This is a genomic window from Nitratidesulfovibrio oxamicus, assembly GCF_015731765.1.
Classification (GTDB): domain Bacteria; phylum Desulfobacterota; class Desulfovibrionia; order Desulfovibrionales; family Desulfovibrionaceae; genus Cupidesulfovibrio; species Cupidesulfovibrio oxamicus.
In genome coordinates this window covers 1-20,496 of sequence record NZ_VRYY01000011.1, presented here as the reverse complement: position 1 = coordinate 20,496, position 20,496 = coordinate 1, and the positions used below count along the sequence as shown (strand labels likewise).

General features: G+C 65.2%; 21 protein-coding genes. 13 read left to right on the top strand and 8 right to left on the bottom strand.

Features of this window, described 5'->3' with window-relative positions:
• Genes FVW20_RS00590 through FVW20_RS00550 form a run of 9 tightly spaced genes read left to right on the top strand, consistent with a single transcriptional unit; the run spans position 1 to position 4,872 of the window.
• Positions 1-375: a hypothetical protein gene (locus tag FVW20_RS00590; RefSeq protein WP_196607844.1), complete on the top strand. Its 375-nt coding sequence runs from the start codon at positions 1-3 to the stop codon at positions 373-375.
• The gene (locus FVW20_RS00585) at positions 372-755 is read left to right on the top strand and encodes a hypothetical protein (RefSeq protein WP_196607843.1); all 384 of its coding nucleotides are present in this window, start codon (positions 372-374) and stop codon (positions 753-755) included. The genes FVW20_RS00590 and FVW20_RS00585 overlap by 4 nt, the downstream gene beginning before the upstream one ends.
• Positions 752-1,351: a hypothetical protein gene (locus tag FVW20_RS00580; RefSeq protein ID WP_196607842.1), complete on the top strand. Its 600-nt coding sequence runs from the start codon at positions 752-754 to the stop codon at positions 1,349-1,351. Before FVW20_RS00585 ends, FVW20_RS00580 begins: the two co-directional genes overlap by 4 nt.
• Positions 1,352-1,353: 2 nt before the next feature.
• Positions 1,354-1,629, top strand: a complete 276-nt coding sequence (locus FVW20_RS00575) for a hypothetical protein (RefSeq protein WP_196607841.1) — start codon at positions 1,354-1,356, stop codon at positions 1,627-1,629.
• A 2-nt stretch (positions 1,630-1,631) separates the two neighbouring features.
• The gene (locus FVW20_RS00570; RefSeq protein WP_196607840.1) at positions 1,632-1,925 is read left to right on the top strand and encodes a hypothetical protein; all 294 of its coding nucleotides are present in this window, start codon (positions 1,632-1,634) and stop codon (positions 1,923-1,925) included.
• Between the two features lie 2 nt (positions 1,926-1,927).
• On the top strand, positions 1,928-2,350 hold the full coding sequence (locus FVW20_RS00565) for a hypothetical protein (protein ID WP_196607839.1): 423 nt from the start codon (positions 1,928-1,930) through the stop codon (positions 2,348-2,350).
• Positions 2,351-2,352: 2 nt separating this feature from the next.
• A complete protein-coding gene (locus FVW20_RS00560) occupies positions 2,353-4,323 on the top strand; it encodes a DNA cytosine methyltransferase (RefSeq protein WP_196607838.1) in 1,971 nt (656 codons plus the stop codon).
• A complete protein-coding gene (locus FVW20_RS00555; RefSeq protein WP_196607837.1) occupies positions 4,320-4,598 on the top strand; it encodes a zinc ribbon domain-containing protein in 279 nt (92 codons plus the stop codon). Before FVW20_RS00560 ends, FVW20_RS00555 begins: the two co-directional genes overlap by 4 nt.
• A 4-nt stretch (positions 4,599-4,602) precedes the next feature.
• Entirely contained in the window at positions 4,603-4,872 is a 270-nt protein-coding gene (locus FVW20_RS00550; RefSeq protein ID WP_196607836.1) for a hypothetical protein, read from the top strand.
• Here the strand turns inward: FVW20_RS00550 and FVW20_RS00545 are convergent.
• Positions 4,850-6,232: a tyrosine-type recombinase/integrase gene (locus FVW20_RS00545; RefSeq protein WP_196607835.1), complete on the bottom strand. Its 1,383-nt coding sequence runs from the start codon at positions 6,230-6,232 to the stop codon at positions 4,850-4,852. The two genes, FVW20_RS00550 and FVW20_RS00545, sit on opposite strands and share 23 nt — an antisense overlap.
• Before the next feature lie 367 nt (positions 6,233-6,599).
• On the opposite strand from FVW20_RS00545, the gene FVW20_RS00540 reads away from it, so the two are divergent.
• Together FVW20_RS00540 and FVW20_RS00535 are read left to right on the top strand one after the other, a co-directional pair.
• On the top strand, positions 6,600-7,802 hold the full coding sequence (locus FVW20_RS00540; protein ID WP_231038745.1) for a glutamyl-Q tRNA(Asp) synthetase: 1,203 nt from the start codon (positions 6,600-6,602) through the stop codon (positions 7,800-7,802).
• A gap of 331 nt (positions 7,803-8,133) precedes the next feature.
• Complete coding sequence (locus FVW20_RS00535) at positions 8,134-8,526, top strand: pancreas/duodenum homeobox protein 1 (protein WP_196607834.1); 393 nt, start codon at positions 8,134-8,136, stop codon at positions 8,524-8,526.
• 169 nt (positions 8,527-8,695) lie between these two features.
• Here FVW20_RS00535 and FVW20_RS00530 read toward each other — a convergent pair whose 3' ends face one another.
• From FVW20_RS00530 to FVW20_RS00500, 7 genes are all read right to left on the bottom strand, one after another.
• Positions 8,696-9,271 carry a TetR/AcrR family transcriptional regulator gene (locus FVW20_RS00530; protein ID WP_196607833.1) on the bottom strand — a complete coding sequence of 192 codons (576 nt, stop codon included), beginning with the start codon at positions 9,269-9,271 and terminating at the stop codon, positions 8,696-8,698.
• A gap of 843 nt (positions 9,272-10,114) precedes the next feature.
• Positions 10,115-10,957, bottom strand: a complete 843-nt coding sequence (locus tag FVW20_RS00525; protein ID WP_196607832.1) for a lysophospholipid acyltransferase family protein — start codon at positions 10,955-10,957, stop codon at positions 10,115-10,117.
• A 164-nt stretch (positions 10,958-11,121) separates the two neighbouring features.
• On the bottom strand, positions 11,122-11,793 hold the full coding sequence (locus tag FVW20_RS00520) for a glycosyltransferase family protein (protein WP_196607831.1): 672 nt from the start codon (positions 11,791-11,793) through the stop codon (positions 11,122-11,124).
• Positions 11,794-11,894: 101 nt separating this feature from the next.
• On the bottom strand, positions 11,895-13,121 hold the full coding sequence (locus FVW20_RS00515; RefSeq protein WP_196607830.1) for a replication-associated recombination protein A: 1,227 nt from the start codon (positions 13,119-13,121) through the stop codon (positions 11,895-11,897).
• Positions 13,122-13,467: 346 nt separating this feature from the next.
• On the bottom strand, positions 13,468-14,187 hold the full coding sequence (locus FVW20_RS00510; RefSeq protein WP_196607829.1) for a 16S rRNA (uracil(1498)-N(3))-methyltransferase: 720 nt from the start codon (positions 14,185-14,187) through the stop codon (positions 13,468-13,470).
• Positions 14,188-14,580: 393 nt separating this feature from the next.
• Complete coding sequence (gene gcvT / locus FVW20_RS00505; RefSeq protein WP_196607828.1) at positions 14,581-15,669, bottom strand: glycine cleavage system aminomethyltransferase GcvT; 1,089 nt, start codon at positions 15,667-15,669, stop codon at positions 14,581-14,583.
• A gap of 280 nt (positions 15,670-15,949) precedes the next feature.
• Positions 15,950-17,668 (bottom strand): hypothetical protein, encoded by a 1,719-nt coding sequence (locus FVW20_RS00500; RefSeq protein WP_196607827.1) that lies wholly within the window; start codon positions 17,666-17,668, stop codon positions 15,950-15,952.
• Between the two features lie 559 nt (positions 17,669-18,227).
• Here FVW20_RS00500 and FVW20_RS00495 point away from each other — a divergent pair.
• Both FVW20_RS00495 and FVW20_RS00490 read left to right on the top strand, forming a co-directional pair.
• Positions 18,228-19,331, top strand: a complete 1,104-nt coding sequence (locus FVW20_RS00495) for a GAF domain-containing protein (protein WP_196607826.1) — start codon at positions 18,228-18,230, stop codon at positions 19,329-19,331.
• Between the two features lie 50 nt (positions 19,332-19,381).
• Positions 19,382-20,404: a rod shape-determining protein gene (locus tag FVW20_RS00490; protein ID WP_196607825.1), complete on the top strand. Its 1,023-nt coding sequence runs from the start codon at positions 19,382-19,384 to the stop codon at positions 20,402-20,404.
• Positions 20,405-20,496: the final 92 nt, after the last annotated feature.

Sequence of the window (20,496 nt, the reverse complement as noted above, 5' to 3'; positions counted from 1 at the left end):
ATGACACAGCCGCAACCCTATCGCGTGGGCGAAACCCTGTATCGCGCGTTCTACCGCCGGGGCAGCGACGGTCTGGAAATCGTCGAAGGGCACGTGACCACGGCCAGTGACCACCGCTTTGTGGTCCAGTGCCGGGGCAGCGAGGAAAGCCACGCCCATACCGCGCCCGCAGGATGGCACCGCAACCGCACCGAGGCGCTTGACCACCTGTTGCGTGGCCTGCAGCTGACACGTGGCCGCGTGGATGCCGACCTCATGGTTCTGGAAGCCAAGATCCAGCACACCCGCGCCCGCCGCGCAGAGATCGTGCGCGAGGATGCCCAGGGCGTGCCGACACGGGCCGGTAACATGAGCGAACAGTGGGGGCGCGCATGAGCGGGGAAACGCAGAAAACCTATCTGAATTTCGAGAGGATTTTCGGCAACGCGGACAAGTACGGCCTGCAACCCCTGGTCAACATGCTGATCGAAGCCTCGAAGGCCGAACGCAAGGCTATGAAGGCATGGGCGGATTCCGACGCGCCTTTCAACAGCCCGGAGGATCAAAGGCTCGATGACGAGCACACGGTAAAGTGGACCATCCGGGAGGCGGAACAGCAGCGCTTGCTGGACGCAGCCGGTGCCTCGCTCCGCGTGAGGGTCGAGGATTTCCCCGCCCCCTCGGGGGCGGGATGGGTGCCCGGCAAGATGTACTACGACGAGGTCTTGTCCGTTTGGACGCTGGAGTGGGCCAAGCAGGAGTGCAACCAGTCATGAGCATCTGCACCGAAGCCGAAGCGCGTAAGAAGACTTGCCCTATCGCTCCGAATAACACTTCGCATCGCCACCTCTTGTGCGGCGCAAGCGGCTGCATGGCTTGGCGCTGGTACAAGCAGCCGGAGACGGAGGCCGTCACCCGCATCCTGTCCGACCAGTACATGGAGCGCGCCGAAAAATACGGCGTGGCCGACGAAGCCAAGGCGGCTGAAGCTGCCAATGGGCCGATTCGCGACCTCCGCATCAGACTAAACCCCGAGAAAAATGAGCGTGCCGAAATGGAGTGGGAGCGCGCCCACACCGCCTTGGCCGAAGCCATGGCCGCCCACCAACCGCCGTTGGAAGACTTTCCCCGGCCCGGCGGAGAAGGGTGGACGCCCGGCACGCCGGAATTTTTTGAAGACGACGAAGAATGGATCCTCACCTGGACGCGCGAAACCGACCCCCGGGCCACCGGCTTTTGCGGGGCGTGCCCTATGCTGCCCGCTGGGCCTGCCTTGGTGTGCCGTGCGGGGCTGGGTTTGCCCGGCTGGATCGACCCGGTGAAGGGCGATGCCGTGTCGCTGGCCCCCGGCAAAATCGTGAGGGGGGAATAGCCATGAAGCCAGCTGAAATCATCGAATCCCTGCGGAACAAGTCGAGAGGGGAGGGGAGTACCATCGTTGGGCGGGGGCAGCTGCGCATCCTGTTCGAACATGCCGACTATTGCGCAAGGGCCGCAGAAGAGGTGCGCGAAATCTGCCGCGAGTTGCAGGACGCCCTTAGCGCCTACATGGCTGTTTGCAATCCGGCAGACCCCAACCCCGTCACCGACCATATGGCAATGTACGTGAAGGCCAAAGCAGCCCTCCAAAGCGCAGAGAAGGTGCTGTAGCCATGTACGCATTCGGACCTACCCCTACCATCTTTGACGCATGCAGTGCCCTTGTCCGGCTGTCGCATGAGCAGCCCGACGACTTCCACGTGTACCGCATGGAGGTGCTGACAGAAGGCGGCGACCATAACGCCATCATCGGTTGGAAGGTCACCGGGGTTCGCTGCATGCCCTACGTGCGCGGGAAGCAGAAGGGGCAACCCAACTACGGCAGACGCCTTGCCAAGCCCATCACGTGCATCATCGCCGCCGGTAAGGCTTCGGCAAAGCTGCGCGAGATGGAAGGGGGGCAGTAGCCATGGCAGCCCGTATTTTCCTTGGCCTGCTGGGTGGAGTTATGGCGTGCCTGGCATTGATCATTCTTGCCGGTATCATCGCCGCATGGCCGGTGGCCCTGACAGCACTTGTGGCGCTTGCCGGGGCCGTGCTGGTCTTGATTGGCATCACACGCGGCTGGTGGGCGCGCATCCGTCTTGATGGCGGCCTGCGCTGGCGCGGCTACTTCGTTGGGTGGAGCTGGGTGCACTCCAACGGCATCAAGGGCAGGAACCATGCCAGCATCGCGAGCTATCATCACCCCCGTTCGATCACGTGGCGCTGGTCGCTCTGGTTATCCTGCGCGCCGCGCCCTGTCCCGATGCGTTTCTACCGGGGGCCGCGCCACCTCTTTTTCTGGCGGTTCCAGCTGCGCTGGCAAGACCACATGTGGATGCGGGGGTAGCCATGCGCGCATCGCTGCAGGATCTGCTGGGCTACTCCTCGGACGAGATTGTGGTGGACCTCTTTGCGGGAGGGGGCGGGGCAAGCCTGGGCATCGAAATGGCCGGGTTCAAGGTGGACGCCGCGGTCAACCACAACCCCATGGCCGTGGCCATCCACCGCGCCAACCACCCCCATACCGAGCACTTCACCCAGGACGTGTTTTCCGTCTCCCCCAGGTGGATCACGCGCGGGCGCCGCGTGGGCCTGCTGTGGGCCAGCCCGGATTGCACCGACCACAGCAAGGCCAAGGGCGGGGTGCCCATCCGTAATGCCAAGCGCCGCGAACTGGCGCGCGTCATCACCGACAAGTGGATTCCGGACCTCAAGCCCAGCGGGTGCCATCCCCGGGTGATCTGGATGGAAAACGTTGAGGAGTTCCAGGATTGGGGTCCGCTAGACTCCAAGGGCTGCATCATCTCCACCATGCGCGGGGCCTCGTTCAAAAAATTCTGCCGCGACCTTCGCCGGCACGGCTACCGGGTAGAGTTCCGCGAACTGCGCGCGTCGCACTTCGGCGTGCCGACCATCCGGAAGCGCCTGTACCTGTGCGCCCGCCGGGATGGCATGCCCATCGTCTGGCCGCAGCCGACGCACGGTGATCCCAAGTCATCGGATGTACAGTCCGGGAGGCTGAAGCCCTGGCGGACGGCTGCGGAAATCATCGACTGGTCGGTGCCGTGCCCCAGCATTTTCGACACGTCGGAAGAGATCATGGCCAAACATGGCCTCCGAGCGCGGCGCCCACTGAAGGAAAACACCCTGCGCCGCGTCGCAAAGGGCATTCAGCGGTACGTCATCGACGCGGCGGATCCGTTCGTTGTGGATCTGTCCCACACGAAGAGTGACGGCTCATACGACTGCTTCCGTGGGTGCGGGCCGAATGATCCGTTGCCGACGATCACGCAATCACCTGGAATGGCCGTGTGCGCACCGGTAATGGTGACCAACACGAGTGGGCATGCCCCCTCGGCTGCTGATGCCCCTGTTCCGACGATCACCACGGGGGGCCAGCAGATGGTTTGCGCCCCGTTTCTGCAGCACGTGCAGCACGCGTCCGCGCCTTGCGGCGTGATGCCTGCTGACGAACCCATGCGCACAATTACCGCCCAGCCAAAGGGCGGGAGCATGGCGCTGGTGGCGACCCACATTCAACGCCAGTTCGGGAACAGCGTGGGGCATGCCTGTGACTCCCCGGTGCACACGATCATGCCCGGCGGGGACGGTAAGACACAGCTCTGCGCGGCCATCCTGAAGCACTATGGGGGCGTGGTCGGGCACGATGCCCGGCAGCCCCTGGGAACGGTGACCACAACCGACCACAACAGCGTGGTCACCGCGTGCATCGTCGGGGCCGGTGGCCCGGCATACGGCGGAAAGCCCGCACCAGTGGACGTCCCCTTGGGCAGCGTGCTCACCGAGAACCATAGGGCCGTGGCCATCTGCAAGATGCGCGGAGAGAACGTCGGACACCCCGCCGACGAGCCGCTGCACACGGTCAGCGCGGGCGGGACGCATCATGCCGTGTCGAGCTGTCTGCTCACCTACTACGGGACAGACCAGGATACGCGCATCGAAGAGCCTCTGCCCACCGTCGTCACCCGCGACCGGTTCGCGCTGGTCCAGGCCTTTCTTTCCGAGTACGCCCCCGGCGACATCCTTCCCTACGTCCGCATCGACAGCGTGATCTACGTCATCACGGACATCGGCCTGCGCATGCTTACCCCGCGCGAGCTTGCCCGCGCCCAGGGATTTCCGGACTCCTACATCATTGATTTTGTCGATGGGAAGCGCGTGAAGAAAGAGGACCAGGTTGCCATGATCGGCAACAGTGTCTGCCCTGGCATGGCAGCCGCTCTGGTGGCGGCCAACTATGTGCCCCAGCGTGTATCCGCCCCTGAAGTCAGCATGCCCCTTCTGGAGGCCATGGCATGAGCACGACGTGCCGCCGTTTCCCCGTCTCCCTGCGCCTGCCCCAAGCCGCGTTCAACGTCCTGGAGGCCAGATCGCACGCCAAGAAACAGACCGTCGATTCCTTGGCCGTCCAGATTATCCTTCAAGCGTTGCTTGAAGATGGTGATGTGTGGATTTGCCAGGCCTGCGGCCATGTGCTGTCCGACCGCATCCCCGCGACGCCCGACCCTGAAACCAACCGGTCCATCTGCCCGGCGTGCGTGCAAAACGCGTCGGCCAACCCCGTTCCGGAGTAGCCCCATGAAGCCAACCGCCGACATCCCCCCCGCCCCCCAGCTGCACCACCTGGGCGGCTATCTGGACAAGCTCCCGCCCATGATCGCGCGCAAGGGGGTCAAGTACTTCACGGGCGGCCTGATCAGCCCCAAGAAGCTGGCCAACGACGATTCCGCAGGCAAGGGGCCGCTGGTGCGCCAGAAGATCGGCGAAGGGGTGGTGTACCCCACGCCATATTTCCTCGCCTACCTGGAAGCACAGGGAGTGCACGTCATTGCTGTTCCCCAGCTGTAATCCCCGCATGGCCCTTGGCCAGCGTGATGCGGGCAAGGGCGCGCTCCCGTTTGCTGCGGTCGCACAGGTGCAGGTAGCCTTCGGTGGTAGTGACGCTGTCGTGCCCCATCAGGTCGCGCAGGGTGTAGATGTCCGCCCCGGCTTCCAGCATTCGGGTGGCGTAGGTGTGCCGCAGGGTATGCCACACCACCCGGTTGCGGGGGTCGTGGGCGTCGGCATTGAGGCCCAGGGCATTGGTAATGCGGCGCATGGCCCGGTTGAGGCCGTTGGGATCGCGCATGCCTACGCCGTAGCGCCCAGGGAACAGGTACGGGTTGTCAGACGGCTGGGACAGGCGCTGGCGCAGCATGTCCAGCGCCTGCGGGAACAGCAGCCCAACCGGAACGACGCGCGTGCGTCCGCCCTTGGTGGAGCGTTCCGACCGGCTGCCGAACAGGATGCGCAGGGTGCCCTTGACGGGATCCACGGCCTGGCGCTGCAGCGCCACCAGCTCGCCAGCACGCGGGCCGGTGTCCAGGGACAGCAGGATCATTTCCAGCAGGGTGGCCACCTCGATGTCATGCGTGCCCGAGTAGTCGAGCAGGGCGCCTATTTCCTCGTCGTTGAGCACCCGCAGGCGGCGGGAATCATGCTTGGGGGGGCGGACGCCCCTGCCGCGCCGCCTGATCACGCCGGGGTTTGGGCCTTCGAAAAGCATCACGCCAGGGTTGTTCGGCGCGGGGGTTTCCAAGGCGTAGTTGTACACCTCGCGCACGGTCTTGAGCACGTGCATCACCGTTTGCGGCGCAAGCCTGGCGTCGGGGTTGTTCTTGCCGCGCCCGCGCAGGGGACGCTTTGCGGCCACCTTCTGGCGCATGTCCTCGATGTGCTGGGGCGTGATGGCATCAGCCCGCAGGGCGCCCAGCTCCGGAAGGATGTGCATGTCCAGCAGCTGCGCGACGTGGGGGCCGCTTACGCGGTTGCCCGCCGCCCACGCTTTGTACAGCGTGGCCAGCTCGCCGAAGGTTATTTCCTTCAGGGCGGCGCGTCGGGCCATGCGGGCGGCCTTTTGTCGGTCTGCCTCGCCCTGGGCGCGCATGTCCTTCATGGTCTGCGGGCCGGTACCCGTGCGGATGTTCTCTTTCAGCTTCGCCAGCAGGCTGGCCGCCACGCGGGTGGTCCACCCCTCGGACGTCCAACCCAGCGTCTCTATGGTGCGCTGGCCACCGCCGCGCCGGTAGCGCAGAGCAAGGAAGCGGTCCAGCTTCTTGCCGTGTCGCCTTGTGGGGTGCTCGCGGTAGACCACACCCTTCATGCCGGGCACGGTGCGCCACACACGCCCGTCTTTCTTGTCGTCATCGTCGTCAGTTTGGTTGCCCATAGGTTGCCCACCCGCCGAGGTTTGGAAGGAATCACAAGGAAGGTCACTACCCCCATGGGAGCATTATTTCAAGCTGTTAAGCATCGCAGGGAACCCGTAGGAGCCGAGGCCTACATACTCCTAAGCTGTAGGCCACAGGTTCGATTCCTGTCGGGCGCACCAGAAAGCAAGAGGATGCGAGATGATGGTCTCGTATCCTCTTTGTCGTTTGGGGCAGTTCGTGTTGTGTTGCTGTTTTGTTGTTTGTTTTGCATGGATGCAAAAAAATAGAATATTTTGACATGGGAGCGTCGGTGTGTGTCCGATTGCCGGACATCTCGCCGTCCCATCCTTGACATTCACGGCGGAAGGTGATGCCGGTACGGGCATGCCGTTTCAGGATTCCTTCACCATGGCGCAGGGCTGCCCACCTTCATCCATCGCGCCTGCCGGCAACGCCGGTTGCCTGCTCGCCGTTGCGCCGGACCAGTCCCGTCCCGTACGCGGGCGTCTGGCCCCCAGTCCCACAGGGCACATTCACCTTGGCAATGCCGCGTCCTTCCTGATGGCATGGCTGTGCGCCCGTGCCGCCGGGGGGCAGATGGTGCTGCGCATGGAAGACATCGACCCGGACCGGTCGCGCCCGGAATTCGCGGTGGACATGGTCCGCGACCTGTTGTGGCTGGGGCTGGACTGGGACGAAGGCCCCGAGTTTCCGGAACTGCCCGATTTGCTGCCTGACCTGCTGCCCGCTTCTTCACAAGACCGGGCGTCTGATCTGTCGCCCAACCCGCCGTGCGACGCGTGCGCGACACCCGGTGCCCACCGCATGCCGTGGCGCGGCGGTCCGCACGGGCCGTATTCCCAGAGCGAGCGCCTTGCCCTGTATGCCGATGCGCTGGCGCGGCTGGAACGTGAAGGGTACGTCTATCCCTGCTTCTGCACCCGCAAGGAACTGCGCTTGCTGGCGTCCGCCCCCCATGCGGGGGAATGCGGCCCCGCCTATCCGGGAACCTGCCGCCAGCTTGGCCAGCATGATCGCGCCCGGCGCCTGGCCGAAGGGCGCCGCCCGGCCATGCGGGTGCGCTGCGCCGACACGGTGATCGCCTTCACAGACCGCATCGCCGGGCCGCAGCGCATGTCGCTGGCCGAGTGTGGGGGCGACTTTGCGGTACGCCGTTCCGACGGGGTGTTCGCCTATCAGTTGGCTGTGGTGGTGGACGACATTGCCATGGGTATCACCCAGGTGGTGCGCGGCGACGACATTCTGGCCAGCACGCCGCGCCAGATATGGCTGTACCGCCTGCTGGGCGAGCCGGTGCCGGAATACGTGCATGTGCCGCTGTTGCTGGACCATGAGGGCGAGCGGCTGGCCAAGCGGCATGGTTCGCTGGCCGTGGCTGCCTTGCGGTCGGCGGGCGTATCGCCGCGTGCCGTCGTGGGGTACCTTGCCTGGCGTCTGGGCTTGCGCAACGCGCCGGAACTGGTCACGCCACACGAGTTGGCCGGAATATTCGACCTTGCACGGGTGGTTCGTCAACCGTTGGTGCTGCCCGAGGATGTTGACGACGTGCTGCGCCGGATGGGGTAGGCGCGACAGGAAGGACAACGGGGGCATTTCGGGTGGCATGTGGTGGATCAAGGCCGGGCTCTGGCCAGACGATGACGATTCCGCCCTTGTGGCAACGTTGCGTCTGCTGCCTTGCCCCTTGTAAGGGGGTTGCTTCGGCGCTCCTTGCGTGCTAGCCAGATTGTCCGCGAACTCCGGCAATGGCAAGGGGTTCCGCCGCCCGACCCTGCGGGTCGGGACCGTTTTTTACTCCTTGGGCGTCGCGTATCCATCCGTTCTGGACGGCACGCCGCGCTCCGACGGGGTATCCGTTCAGCGCCGTCCGCCACTGCCGCGAAAAGGGAGAACAACGATGCCCACCACCAGCAGCGAACGCATCTTCACCCCCCAACGGCTTGCCGCCATGTTTCCGCCAGAGCGGGCGGACGCCTTTTTCGACGCCCTGTATGGCGACGCGGAAGACGGTGCCTACGACATCGCCCTGGCCTTTGAGGGTGAACACGCCAACGGTGTGGAATTCTCGTTTCGACTTACCCAGCGGCCCGGCCACTGTCTGGCCTGCAACCTTACCTACGGGCTGCCGCAGGTATTCGAGCGGCACCCCGTCATTGATCTGCCCGGCGTGGTGGCCAAGATCGCCGGTGCCCTGGACAAGGCCGAAGCAAAGCTGCAATGGCGCCTGCTGCCCACTCGCGAGATGTCGCGCACGCTGCACGTCATTCCGTTGATGGTCACTTTCGGCTGATCTCTCCCCCTGCTTTTCCGGCTGGCGGGGTTCGTGCCGGCTGAGCAACTCCCCAACTGCCATATGACGTCCAACGGGCCGAACCCATGCGGGTTTCGGCCCCTTTTCGTTCCAATGAAAAACCGCCCCTTGCGGGGCGGCTCTGTTTCGATCATGCGAGTGGCGTCGCCTACGGGGCGATGCTGCGCGAAATGAAACGAATGGCTTCTTCGTACAGGTTCGGCGGGGCATAGGGGGTCAGCAGACGGGTACGGTTGGCGCCGACCAGCATGGAGATGATCACCTGTGCCGTTTCATGCACCGGCAACTGACGGATGGAGCCGTCCTCTATGCCTCGGCGCAGTTGGGCTTCCAGTTCGCGCGGAACCTGGTTGAACTTCTCGTACATCATGTCGCGGTCGGTCTTGGTTTTCATGTCGCTGTAGGGCGAACACCGCACAAGCACCAGCCAGTTGGAGGTCTTGTCGATGGAGAAGTCGAGGTAGGCGGTGCAGAAGTTCAGGACCGACTCGTACCCGTTCTTGCCCCGGGCGGACGCATCGCGCAGCACCCCAAGAAATTGCTCAAGCACGTCGATGCCCGCGGCAAGGAACAGTTTTTCCTTGTTGCCGTAATGGTGCGTCAGCAACCCAAGGGCCACGCCGGCACGTTCGGAAATCTTCTTGAAGGTGGTGTCGGCATAGCCGTATTCACCAAAAAGCTCTTTCGCCGCATGAAGCAACGCTTCTTTCTTCGAGATGCTCATATCAACGGCCCGTGGTAGTGCTTGAGGTGTATATACAGGGGCTCCGCATCCTGACGGCGGATGCTCGTCGTGGAGCCGCATAAGAACCGTCGGACCCGCACCCGACGGAACACCGGGAACACTTGAACCTTCGCTCTCTGCCCGGCGAGGGGCCGCGAAGGGCTGCACCTGTGTAGCGTACATGCATGGGGCAGTCAACGCCGCCTGTGCGCACAGTGAAAATGTTGGCGCGGGTTTTGTCAACTAGATTCCTCGGAAATGTTGCATTGTCGTGCGCTGCAGTAACACGCGCACTTGAATGGTTGATCAATCCAATACGGATTGTCGTGCCCTGGCTGCAGAGGGCCGCATAAACGAAGACGGCCCCACAATGGGGCCGTCTCGTGAGGAGTGTTCCGTTGCTCTCCTTGCGCACCGAGGGAACCGACGAACCTGTCCAGGAAAGCGTGAAGGAGGCAGGTGGAGTGCGTCGGGCCGGTTTGTTTGGCCAAGCAACCAATGCCTAGCACCGGAAGGGCGGTGCGTCAAGGCTGTTGGGGTAAGCTAACTGACGGCAGCGGCAGCGCCCTGCGTGAAGAAAGCGGCGCTCAGATCAGAGCCTTGCGAGAAGCTGAAGGTGTGGCGTGGCGCCGCGCACCTGATATTGGCTGGTCAAACAAACAAGACGGCTCCCGTAAAAGGGAGCCGCCTCGGAGAGGAGTGTACTGATGCCAGGAGAGCTTGACCGGCAGGTGCATACCGGAGGGTGGATGGTGCAGATCGCGCCCTAAGCTGACTGGGTGATCAATCAGTGCAAGGAAACTATAGTACCCACTCGGGTGAGTGTCAACACTTCAAACCCTGTCAAGATGAAATTGCGCGAATTTCATTGCGCCATTCGGCAAGGCAACCTTCGATGAAGGCGTACACGGCAGCATGCTCATCCTTGCCGTTGCCGGCAACGGCAAGGGGCGCGGCAAAGCGGAAGTGCACCGTGCGCTGCGGGCGGATGAGGCCAAAGTCCTTGATGGGCCAGCCGGTGCCCCAGGCGTCTGTCTTGAGCGCAAAGGGCACCACCGGCACCCCGGCGCGGCGCGCCAGCTTGACCCCGATGGAATTGAAGGTCTTGGGGTCCAGGGTGTCGCTGCGGGTGGCCTGCGGAAAGATGATGACGGAGATGCCGCGCTTCAGGCGTTCTTCGCCGCCTTCCAGAACGGCCGCCAGGTCGTCGCGGGGGTTCACGCGCCCCACGGTGATGGGGTCGCGCGTGCGCAGGACGTGCTTGAACACGGGATAGTCGGCCAGGCTCTGCTTGACCACGTAGGTCACGTTCTTGTGTGGCTGGATGATGGAAGGCAGCACGAAGGTTTCCAGCGTGCTCATGTGGTTGCCCACGAACACGCACGGGCCTTCAAGCTGCGTGAAGTGTTCCATGCCCTCTATGAGCAGTCGCACACCGGTACGTTCCAGCGCGCGGACCACCTCGATGCTGCTGCCAACCCACGCGGACGGGGAATATTCCCCCCGCTGCGCGGCAGCGGCGGCACGGTACACGATGCTCGCCATCATGGGATAGTACGCCAGCGAAGGGAACAGCCGGGCGATGGGGCCCGCCGCATCGGCAGGGGTGGTGTATGCATCTCCGGTGAACGGCACGGGCATGTCGGGGGCGGGAATGTCGGGAGTGGGGCTTTCGGCGTCGGTCATGTGGCGTATCCCTTTGCGGTCTTGCCGGGCTCGGGGCGCGCGGCTGCGGCATGAAACTGGAGCGGGAAGCGTGCGTTGCATCGCCGTATATCCCGGTGACGGGGAAAGGAAAATACCCTTTGCGGCAGGTTCGGACGACAAGGGGCGTGCCGCGCCGGCCTTCATCAGGATGCGGCGTTCTCCTGCTCCTTCTTCACTTGTCGGAAATTCAGCCCGCCCGAGTCCAGCCCCCGCCCGGAATCGTAGATGCCCACGGTGCGGTCGGTGAACTGCACGCTGCGGGCGCGGCGATAGTAGCGCAGCATGTTGCGGTAGTCTGCCTCGTAGCTGCGGCCCTGCCAGCCTTCGCAACGCACCACGGCCAGTTCGCGGGTCATGCACAGGCACAGCGGGTCGATGTTGCTTTGCCACACCGGGTCGCGCCCTTCCTCGATCACCGGCAGGTAGGCGGCCTTGTGTGCCAGGCTTACGTCGATGCGCGCGATGAGCAGATCCACGTCCGGGTATGTTTCATAGATGAGGAAGGCTTCCGGCGTCAGCGAGTTGTCGTCGTCCAGGAACAGGATGCGCCTGCCGCGCGCTGCCCGCAGCAGCCCGTTGCGGATGGCGTTGCCGTAGTCCTTGTCGGGCCGGAAGTCGAACCAGCGCGTGAAGGCGTCGGGGCGCACCCGTTCGCCCTTCACGCCGTCGAAGCCCACCAGCATTTCCACGTCGCCGGGGGCCAGCCGGGCCTGTTCCGTGGCCGTGCGCACGCTGTCGATGGCCAGCCCCAGGGCCACGGGGCGGTCGCCCCGGCTGGGGGTGATGATGGAGTAACGCGGCGCGGTTTCTGGCATGGGTGGTTCCGGCGGGTATGGCGCGTCGTGCGGTTGGGGGGGGTGTGTCCTGCCCGGCGCTGCGAGGTGGCGGCTTGGGGCGCATGGCAGGCGGCGGGCCGCTACTCGCTGCGCGGCCTGCGCTGGCGGACCAGCCTGCGCCACCAGTTGGTCAGACGCTGCTCGTCCCCGTGTTCCTTGGGCTGGTAGAAACGGCGCTCCGTCAGGCCGTCGGGCAGGTAGTCCTGTTCTATCCAGCCGTCCGGATAGTTGTGGGGGTACTTGTAGCCCTTGCCGTAGCCCCAGTCCTTTTGCAGCTTGGTGGCCGCGTTGCGCAGGTGCATGGGCACGGGCTTCGGGCCGTTCAGCTTTATCTCCCGCGCGGCGTTGAGGTAGGCGGCATAGCTGGAGTTGCTCTTGCGGGCCAGGGCTAGGTGCACCACGGTCTGGGCCATGGGGATGAACCCTTCCGGCATGCCCACGAATTCCACGGCCTGCTGGCAGGCAACGGCCAGCGGCAGGGCCTGCGGGTCGGCCAGGCCTACGTCTTCCGACGCGGAAAGAATCAACCTGCGGCATACGAAGCGCGGATCCTCGCCGCCTTCCAGCAGGCAGGCCAGGTAATACAGTGCCGCATCCGGGTCGCTGCCGCGTATGGATTTGATGAGCGCGGAAGCCAGTTCGTAGTGGCTGTCGCCGTCCTTGTCGTGACGGCTGACGATTTCCGGCATGGCGGCGCGCACGCCCTCCAGCCCGCGATTTTCGGCGGGCAGCCCGGCCACGTACTCCACCAGGTTCAGCATGGCGCGGGCGTCGCCGTGGGCCATGCCGGACAAAAAGTCCAGCACGTCGTCAGCCAGAGGGGCCTCCTGGGCCGCGCCGCCGCGCCTGCCGAGTTCCATCAGCTCCTCCCGGCCCAACGGGCGCAGGCGCATGACGTGCAGCCGCGACAGCAACTGGCGGGTCACGCTGAAGGACGGGTTCTCGGTGGTTGTGGCGAGCATGGTGATTTCACCGCTTTCCAGGATGGGCAGAAAGAAGTCCTGCTGGGCCTTGGAGAAACGGTGCAGCTCGTCCAGCACCAGCACGTCCACCCCGGACAGCGAACGGCGCAACTGCTGCAACCCGGCCTCGGGCGCGCTGAGGCGCAGCACCTTGGTGCCGTGGGCATTGGCCAGCAGCAGGGCCAGCGTGGATTTGCCGCACCCGGGCGGGCCGAACAGCAGCAGGCTGGGCAGCCGTTCGGCGTTCAGCAGCGCGGCAATGCGCGGTGTAAGGTGGGTCTGGCCCACGAACCCGTCGAGGGTGCCGGGCCGGATGCGTTCCGGCAGGGGCTGCTTCAGCGTCACGTCATGGTCTCCGGAAATGTGGGGCAGGCCCGGCAGCGCCGGGCGTGAACACGATTGGTCGGGGCTGCATGGCCGGTCCTGCGCATGCCGGGGGGCACCCGGCCTGCACGCGGACACAGGGGGCAGGGCGGCCTGGCCAGCGGCTTTGCTTCCCTGTATCAGGCCCACCGCGCAAGGAAAAGGTGGATGTGCGGCTCGGGACCGTGGAGTCCGGCGTCCAATGTCGCTCGATGGACATGGCGGACGCTACCCGACGTGTCGGCCCGATGGGGCGATGCCCTCGGGAAGGACGCGCCAGTGCGGCGCGCGGGCGGTCGGTGAGGCGCGCAACAGGCTGGGCCAGCGGCTACCGTCCCTGCCGGGCCCACCAGTGCAGTCCCAGACAGAGCATGGCTGCCGTTTCCCAGCGCAGCACCCGGTTGCCAAGGCTGACGGCCTGCATGCCGGAATCCAGCAGGGCCGATACTTCGCGGTCGGAAAAACCGCCCTCCGGCCCCACCACGAACAGGGTGCGCCCCGGCTGGCCCAAATCCCCGGCGCCCAGCAGCACGCCGCCGGTGTCGCCTTCCCACAGGATGAACCGCTTGGCGAAATCGCTGCTGGCCTCGGCCAGTTCGGCCACGCCGCCGGGCAGGGTGCGCAGTTCCGGCAGCCACGGATTGCGGCTCTGCTTGGCCCCGGCCTCCATCTGGGCGTGCCACGACTCGCGGGTTTCTTCGGGCACGCGCGACTGGCTGCGCTCCGCCTGCCACAGCCAGATGCCGCCCGCCTCCAACTCCACCGCCTTTTCCATCAGCCAGCCTCGGCGCACCTCCTTGCCCCAGCCGATGGCCAGCACCGCCTGCGATGCCGGGGCCGGATGATCGGTGATCGACACCGGTTGCAGGCGCACCAGGGCCTTTTCCGTGTCCGTGACCCGGAATTCGCCCTCGCGCCCCCGGCCATCCAGCAGGCGTACCGTGTCGCCCGTGCGCACCCGCACCACCTTGACGAGGTGGCGGGCCTCCTGCCCTTCGAGCAGGTACGGTTCTGCCCAGCGTTCGGGCGGCAGGAAGAAGGTGCGCATGGGGATGCTCCGGGAGGTATGGATTGTAAGACGGACCGGGGAGGGGGCCTTTTCGCTTTGCGGTCGCCATCCGTAAGGCTCGCGCAAGGCGCTCGCCTAACGGCTGCCGCAAAAGGTCTCCCTCCCCGGACCCCTCCCCCCCAAACTTTTTAATTGGGGGTATAGCAAACAACAGAAGCGACGTAATGCCAACTGGCCTTCGCTGCGGCGTTTGACGCAGCCAGCAGGAAAAAGACGCCGCGCGCTAAGGGGCGGTTTTCAAATTAGGATTTTCGTTTGTTGGCAAGGAAAACAAGCCCGCCATGACGGGAGTATACTCTTATCGTATTCGACCGGAATGGCGGGTGAAGTTTGACGTAGCCAACGGGCGAAAGGACAATTTGAAAACAGCCCCTAGGCCAGTTTGGTCCGGGCAGTCCCCTGCGTATAGAACGGCAGCGCCACGCGGGTGGCTTCCAGTTCCACCTTGGCGGCCTTGATCACGAAGGTCGGGGTCTCGGCATGGGCGGCGGTCACGCGGGCCAGCGCCACGGCGTAGCCCAGCGAGGGGCAGAACGATCCGCTGGTCACCACGCCCGCAACGGTGCCGTCGGGCAGGGCCACCACGTCGCCGTGGCGGGCGCTGCGGCGACCGGGGATGGACAACGCCACCAGCGGTTCGCGCACTTCGCGGTCCGCGCCCTTGCCCACGTAGTCGGCGGGGTTGGTCAGCATGCCGCCGTAGCCCGCTTCCGCCGGTGTGTGGGTGTCGTCCAGGTCGTGGCCGTACAGGGGCAGGCCCACTTCCAGGCGCAGGGTGTCACGCGCGCCAAGGCCCGCGGGCTTCACGCGCTCGTCGGCCAGCAGGGCGGTCCACAGGGCCTCGGCCTTGTCCCAGGGCAGGTACAGTTCCACGCCCAGTTCGCCGGTATACCCGGTGCGACTGACCAGCAGCGGCGCGCCGCCGAAGGTCACGGAGCGGAAGCCGAAGTAGGGCAGGTCGCGGAAGCTTTCGCCCAGCACCGCTTCCAGCACGTCGAACGACTTGGGGCCTTGCAGGTCCAGCTTGCCGGTGCGGGCCGAAATGTCCTCGAAGGGCAGGGATTCGGGCAGGCGCGAGCGCAGGGCGGCGAAATCGCTTTCCGTGCAGGCGCCGTTGACCACCAGCATGTAGTCGTCCTCGGCGATGCAGTACACGATCAGGTCGTCCAGGATGCCGCCCGCCTCGTTCAGCAGAAAGCCGTAACGGCAGCGGCCCGGCTTCAGCGTTTCGAGGTTGTGGCTGACGGCTCGGGAGAGCGCATCGCGCGCGCCGGGGCCGCGCAGGGTGAATTCACCCATGTGGCAGATGTCGAACAGGGCGGCGGATTCACGCGTCTGCACGTGCTCGGCGATGATGCCGGTGGGGTACTGGATGGGCATGTCCCACCCGGCAAAGGGGGCCATCTTGGCCCCGGCGGCCCGGTGCCACGCGGAAAGCGGGGTTTGCAGCAGGTCCGACAAGGGGTGCTCCTTCGTGTCTCCGTTGGGGGTTGGCGCGGTCATGTGGTATGGGGGCGCGCTGCGCCGGGGCAAGGCGGTCTTGCGTCCGGCGCGAAAATTCGGTGCGCCGTGCGGCGCGCGCCAGAAATAGCGCGAGAAGGGATTTGCGGCAACCGGCTGGTGCCCTGTCAGGGATCGGCAGTGGCTGGCAGGGCGAGGTGCCGGGCGACGCAAGTCCACGCGGTTCTCGCGGATGGTGGCGACGATAACCGGCAGCGGTGCGCCGCAGGGCGGCGGCCCGCTACGCGGCAACCTTGCGGGTGCGCTGGATGGCCCGGAACTCGTCCACCAATGATACGAGCTTGCCGTAGTTGCGCTTGATTTCAAGGCCGCCAGTGGTCAGTTCGTCGTCGCGCTTTTCGATGTAGGTGCGCAGCAGGTAGCGGTCATTGAGCATGTTTTCGCCAATGGCGATGACGCTGGATACCAGCGTGTCGAAATAGCTGACGATTTCGAACTTCAGCCCGTGCAGCAACTGCACCGCTTCCGCCAGCATGCGCCGGTAGCCGATGCGCTCGCCCCGGTACTCGCGGTCCTGGATGTCTTCAAGATAGCGCACCTTGCGGGCCTGCTGGATGTAGCTGTATTTGGCCCAGACCTCCTGGTAGAGGTCGTGCAGGTGGCCGAAGGCCTCGTAGTTGTCCGGCGAGAGCAGGTAGTTGTCCAGCACCTTGATGACGTTGGCGAAGAATTCGTCGCTGTAGCCGATGATGCGCCGCTGGTGCTTGGACAGCCACGCATACAGGAACTTCAGGCGCTTTTCGTCCGTGTCGGTGTTTTCGACGATCTCGTTGCGCTTGAAGATGATCCTGCCCGTGTATTCGCCACGGGTTATGTCGTTCAGGCGCAGGAACATGTTGCTGGCGTCCTTGATGATGTTCAGGTCGCCCAGCACCTGCCCTGTAACGGGATGGATGACTTCCTGCGATTCCACGGACAGGGCGCGGTCCTGCCGCACGTTGTCCGGGTTGAACTTGTGCTGCCGGTAGGACACACGCAGGATGACCACCCGCCGTTCGCGGTCCAGGAAATATCCCGCCTCGTCGATGGCGCGCAGGGCCTCTTCCTGGTCGGCGTCCACGCGCACCAGGGCCAGCTTTTCCACGCGGGGGTAGGGGCGCGAATCACCCTCGCCGATCATGGTGGTGATGGTGCGGTCAGACTGCCCCAGCACGCGGATCATGAAGCGTTCGCCCATCTTGTGCAGCCGCCGCGCGAACAGCGCGCTGGAGGTGCGCCGCTCGGACACGATGGGAAAGCCGTACAGTTCCATCAGGTATTGATACACGAACAGCCGGTTGCGTTCGTACATCTCGTTGTCGCCCACGTCGAACTTGCCGATGCGCATGCCGAAGCGCTTGATCTCGCTGTCGAGGTCGGACGGGAACGAGGCATACACCCCGCCAAGGTGGAAATGGCCGAAGCTGTCCAGCGCGAAGACCTGGGCGCGGTCCATGGCCAGCAGAAAGGGCATCAGCGCGGGGTAGTAGTCGAGCACCGAGGTGTCGAACCGCCCGAAGCGCTGGCGGAAGGATTCCTGAAAGGCCTTGGGCAGGCGGGTCTGCATGGCCTGCACGTTGCGGGCGATGACCTGCGATTCCAGCGGGCACGAGGCGCCATCCGCCACGCTGGCCGTATCCAGCACGGGGTGCAGGATGTCGAACTGGAAGACTTCCTGGAAGTAGTTGAGGGGACGTTCGAAGGCCGCCATGCTGAATCCGGGCAGGTGCTTGTATTCCCACAGGTCTGCCTCGAACGAGGGCAGCAGCTCTCGCGATTCCACCAACGGGTAGTCGGCGTGCTCGAAAAAGGGGCGCAACAGGCATTGCTTGACGTGCACCACGTCGAGAAAGCGCTTCAGCGCGGCAAGCGACGTAAGCTCCACCGGTTCGGACAGCAGACCGTCCTCGCGGTAGACGAATTCTCCCTTGCTGAAGGCGTTTTTCAGGGTGATCTTCATGCGCCGTCCTGGTGCCCGTGGCGCTTCGCCATTCCCCTCCGGCATGGCGAGGCGGGTTGCAGTTGCCTCTTTGCGATATCCAAGCCTATTTTTTTTTCTAAAAAAATTCTACCATAATGTGACGGACAATGGTTCAGGCACAAGGGTTTCGCGGTGCCTGCGTATCGTGAATGCCGCGCCACGCCGGGCCATGGCGGGCGCGTGGCTGTTGCGGGAACGTGCCCGGCTTTGTTAAAGCACCGGTTGAAACGGAGCGGTGGACACCAATGGTAGTGCCGCAGTGCGGCAGCGCTCGCGGCGTCCCGGACGGAACTGCGCGGCATCGGACCTGTCCGGTGCCGGTCAGGCGCCGGCCCGCTTGCGCCGGGTCTGGCTGCGGCGTTTTTCGCTTCCCGCCGGTCAGACGCTGCCCGCCCCCCCTTGCGGGTGGCATCGCGCGGGGATACGCTGGCATCCGCCTTCGTTTCATCCCACGGCGGCGTTCCTGCCCGCTACGGCGGTACGCACGCCATATGCCATGAACTCCGGTCACCGCACGGGGCCGGAGAGGAATTCGGATATGAACAGCCAACGTTGCCACGAACGCATTCTTGCCATCATCTGCAGCGTGTTCGACGCGTATTCCGCCGTGCTCTTTCTGCCGGACGGAACCAATGCGGAAAACGCCGCCGATTTTTCCGCCGGTGCCGCCACGGCGGCGGCCACCGCCGCGTTGGACCGCGACAGCCAGTTGCACCGCCTTGCCGCCAGCTTCAGCCTGGGCGACATGGTGGACACCGGCACGGCCATTGCGCCGGGGCGCGGGCTGGTGGGCTGGATCATCCGCAACCGCGAGCCGCTGCTGGTCAACAACTTCGACCAGCGCCAGAGCCATCTTGGCTACTACCGCAGCAACGAGGAGGCCACCATCAAGGCCTTCATGGGCTGCCCCGTGCCCGGCGGCGGCGCTCTGTGCATCGACAGCAAGCGTCAGTATTCCTTTTCGGACAAGGACCAGAAGATCCTGCAGCTGTTCGCAGACCTCATCTCCGGGGTAGAGGGCGTGGTCTGCCAGGGGGCCGGCCAGGCCAGCCTGACCCGCTACTACTCGGCCTTGCAGGTGATCAGTGAACTGCGCGGGCGCATCAGCCGCTGGCCGCAATTCCTGGCCGAATTCCTGCGCCTGATGGCAGAAGCCACCGGCTTCGACCATGCGCTGTTCGCCGCCCGCGACGGCGACGGGCAGAACTACATCCTGGAAGGCGAAAGCCACCAACTGCTGCTGGGCAAGGGCGATGCGCCCATGTACCCCATCGGCAACGGCATCGTGGGCTGGGTGTTCCGCAACGACGCCCCGGTGTACACCGAAGGCACCGACGGCGCACCCATGGCGCCACTGTTCGGCAAGGGGGCGCACATGCCCGCCTTCCGCTCTGTCATGTGCCTGCCGCTGATGATCAACAAGGTCACGCGCGGGGTGCTGTGCCTGGGCCACGGCGATCCGCGCGACATCCCCGACGACCTGCGCGCCTTCACCCGCATGTCGGTGGACCATCTGGCCCTGTTCCTGGAGAACCTGTACCTGAAGAGCAGGCTGCGCGAACTGCTGCCCAAGGCACGGCTGGAACGCCGCGTGCCCGCGCCCGCGCCGCACGACCGTACCGATAGCGATACCGACGACTGACGCCGCCGACGGGCATCGTCGCCCGACACCGCAACCGCGAGAGCCACCAGATGCTGCGCAGACTGTTCGGTTTCCTGGGCAAGGACCTTGCCATGGATCTGGGTACGGCCAACACGCTGCTGTACACCCGTGCCGAGGGCATCGTGCTGAACGAGCCTTCGGTGGTCGCCCTGGAGACCGACCACAACACCGTGCTCGCGGTGGGGCGCGAGGCCAAGGAGTTTCTTGGCCGCACCCCCAAGCGCATCCGCGCCATCCGCCCCATGAAGGACGGCGTCATCGCCGACTTCGAGGTGACGCGGCAGATGATCGCCTTTTTCATCCGCAAGGTCATCAGCGGGTTTTCACTGGTCAAGCCGGGCATCGTCATCTGCGTGCCCACGGGCATCACCCAGGTGGAAAAGCGCGCGGTCATCGAGTCGGCCCACCAGGCCGGCGCGCGCGACGTGCGCCTGGTGGAGGAGCCCATGGCCGCGGCCATCGGCGCCAACCTGCCCATTCACGAGCCGCTGGGCAACATGGTGGTGGACATCGGCGGCGGCACCACCGAGGTGGCGGTGATCACCCTGTCCGCCATCGCCTACGCGGAATCGGTGCGGGTGGCGGGCGACGCCATGAACCAGGCGGTGCAGCGCTACTTCAAGGAAGAATTCCAACTGCTCATCGGCGAGAACACCGCCGAGCGCATCAAGATGGCCATCGGCTCGGCCTTTCCCCTGCCGGAGCAACTGATGGTAGAGGTTTCCGGCAAGGACATGGTGAGCGGCACCCCCAAGGTGGTGCGCGTCACCGACGGTCACGTGCGCGAGGCCCTGCAGGAACCGGTGCGCATCATCGTCATGGCCATCCGCAAGGCGCTGGAAAAGACCCCGCCGGAACTATCCGCCGACATCGCCAGCAACGGCGTGCTGCTGGCGGGCGGCGGCGCGTTGCTGAAGGGCCTGGGCGCGCTTGTCTCGCGCGAGACGCGCCTGAAGGTCATCATCGATGACGACCCGCTGACCACCGTGGTGCGCGGCACGGGCCGCACCCTGGACGACGGCAAGTTCTACCGCCGCGTGTACATCAACTAGGCGTCGCCCTGTGGCGGGCCGCGGGCCGGGCCTCGCCGGGGGGCGGTTCCGCACGCCCGCAGGCATGCAGGCAGGCCGCAAGCACGGGCGCG